Origin of the sequence: Eudoraea sp., from assembly GCF_049665975.1 — a bacterium.
Lineage (GTDB): Bacteria > Bacteroidota > Bacteroidia > Flavobacteriales > Flavobacteriaceae > Eudoraea.
On the sequence record NZ_JBATGR010000341.1, the window covers coordinates 1 to 2,554 of the forward strand.

The 2,554-nt window shown below is 37.0% G+C and carries 3 protein-coding genes; 2 read left to right on the top strand and 1 reads right to left on the bottom strand.

The features are described from left to right. On the top strand, positions 1–451 hold a 451-nt coding region (locus WBN20_RS11845), incomplete at its 5' end, for a PLP-dependent transferase (protein WP_424281829.1). A gap of 19 nt (positions 452–470) precedes the next feature. Continuing rightward, complete coding sequence (bshB1, locus tag WBN20_RS11850) at positions 471–1,193, top strand: bacillithiol biosynthesis deacetylase BshB1 (RefSeq protein ID WP_424281830.1); 723 nt, start codon at positions 471–473, stop codon at positions 1,191–1,193. On the opposite strand, the gene WBN20_RS11855 is transcribed toward bshB1, so the two are convergent. After that, the coding region (locus WBN20_RS11855) for a sensor histidine kinase (RefSeq protein WP_424281831.1) at positions 1,190–2,554 on the bottom strand (1,365 nt) is incomplete at its 5' end. The genes bshB1 and WBN20_RS11855 overlap by 4 nt on opposite strands.

Sequence of the window (2,554 nt, forward strand, 5' to 3'; positions counted from 1 at the left end):
CAGTATAAAGACCATGGGTATTCGTGTCAAAAGTCAAAATGAAAATGCAATGAGGCTTGCCGAGTATTTAGATAAAAATGCGGATATTAAGCAGGTTAATTACCCCGGTCTGACCTCCCATCCGGATCATGCTTTAGCTAAATCACAAATGAACGGTTTTGGAGGGATGCTTTCCTTTGAACTTAAGGAATCAATTAATGCTACTGATTTTCGAAAAGCACTTAAACTTATTAAATCTTCTATGAGTTTAGCAGGTATAGAGAGTACAGTGCTTTCGCCAACACAGACTTCACATGCCTTACTATCGGCAGAAGATCGATATAAGCAGGGAATTGCCGATGGATTAATTCGCTTTTCCTTAGGTATAGAAGAACCGGAAGATCTGATAGCAGATATTGAACAGGCTTTGGAACGGGTAAAAGCAAAACAACCTGCTTTAAATAACCAATAAATTACCATAAAAATATTAAATGAAGTTAGACATTTTAGTTTTTGGAGCACATCCTGATGATGCAGAGTTAGGAGCCGGAGCAACCATAGCCAAAGCAACCGCAAATGGTAAAAAAGTAGGTATTATTGATTTAACCAGAGGGGAATTAGGTACCAGGGGCACTGCCGAAATCCGGGATAAAGAGGCCGAAAATGCGGCAAGAATATTAGGGATTTCAGTAAGGGAGAACTTAGAATTCGCCGATGGTTTTTTTACGAATGATAAAACCCATCAAATGGCGGTAATTCAATTAGTGCGAAAATACCAGCCAGATATAGTATTATGTAATGCAATAGAAGACAGGCATATAGATCATGCCAAAGGAAGTAAATTGGTAAGTGATGCTTGTTTTCTGAGTGGGCTGATAAAAATAGATTCAAAGTTGCCCGGGGATGACCAATGGCAGTTAGCCTGGCGGCCAAAACAAGTTTATCACTACATTCAATGGAAAAACCTGGAACCTGATTTTATAGTCGATGTTTCGGGATTTGTCGATAAAAAAATGGAAGCTATATCTGCTTACGCCTCACAATTTTATGATCCGGATAGTAAAGAACCCAATACACCAATTAGCAGTAAAAATTTTACGGATAGTATTGCTTACAGAGCAAGGGATTTAGGGCGTTTGCTTGGTGTTGAATACGGAGAAGGGTTTACTGCGGAACGCCATATAGGGGTTAAAAATCTTTGGGATATTTTTTAAACTGCCTTGCTATAACTTTTCTCTCTTTTGGGGAGCGTGAAAAAGAAACAAGAACCTTTGCGCAGTGCACTTTCCACCCAAATACTGCCGCCATTCTTCTCTACCATTTCTTTACATAGAGATAGTCCTAGACCTGTCCCTTTTTCGTTATCTGTACCGTAGGTAGTGATATTTGAATTCTTCTCAAATAAATTCTTTACTGTAATTTTATCCATTCCTACTCCTGTATCTCTTATAGCAACTTCCCATAAATTATCACGCTCACGTGCAGCTATCGTAATCATCCCATTTTGCGGTGTGAATTTTAAAGCATTGCTGATAAGATTCCTCACAACAATATCAATTTGATTACTATCGGACCATGTAAGTGTATTTTCCACAAGCTCGCTTACAATTTTTATAGACTTCTTTTTAGCGATTTCAGAAAGTAATTTAATATTTTCAGAAACCAGTGATTCCAGAGCCATAAGTGAAGGCTTGGTTACTGCACCATTCATTTGTGTATGACCCCAGCTAAGAAGATTATTTAAGGTAAATGAGATGTGATCAACGTCTTCCCTTAGTTTGGGAACAAATTCTAAAAATTCATCGGTCTCAATATCACCATCAGAATAAAGCCTTAGTAGTTCTTGCAGGGCGCCAACAGGACCTCGAAGGTCATGTCCTATAATTGAGAACAGCTTAGTTTTTGTTTCATTACTGGCCTGCAACTCGGATTCTCTTTTTTCCAGAATTTCTTTTTTAGCTTCTAATTCCCTATTAAGTCGTTTCTGGATATTCTCTGCCCGATATACCAAAACTATAATTATCATAAAGACTACCAATATGGAGAATGCAGCTATGATATATCTCTGTTGTTTTGCCAATGCTTTATCATTTTCTTCAATGAGTAATTGCTTTTGCAGATCATATTCCGTCTGGGTTTTTAACATGGTCAAACTCTTCTTATTCTCATTTCTGGATAAGGTATCAGAAAGTGTTTGATAGAGTTCGTGGTACTTTAAAGCCTGATCGAAGTTCTTTTTGTTTTTATTTATTCTGTAAAGCGTATATGCACATTTTTGTGTTCCTTCCATGAACTGAATTCTGTCGGATATTTCGTAGGCCCGAAGCGCAATATTCTCTGAAATACTATCCTTTCCCTGCCCTAAATATGCCTCAGCCATTCCGTTAAAGAGGTCAATTTTATCGCGGTCGGCATCCAAATCTTTATGCAACAACTCACTTTGATTATACCAATAAAGTGCCCATTTGTACTTATTTTCTTTTAAATATATTTTACCTTTTATTTCATAGGTAAAAGCCAACCAATCTATAATTTTATGTTTTTCAAAAATGGCAAGACTTTTATTTATATTAAA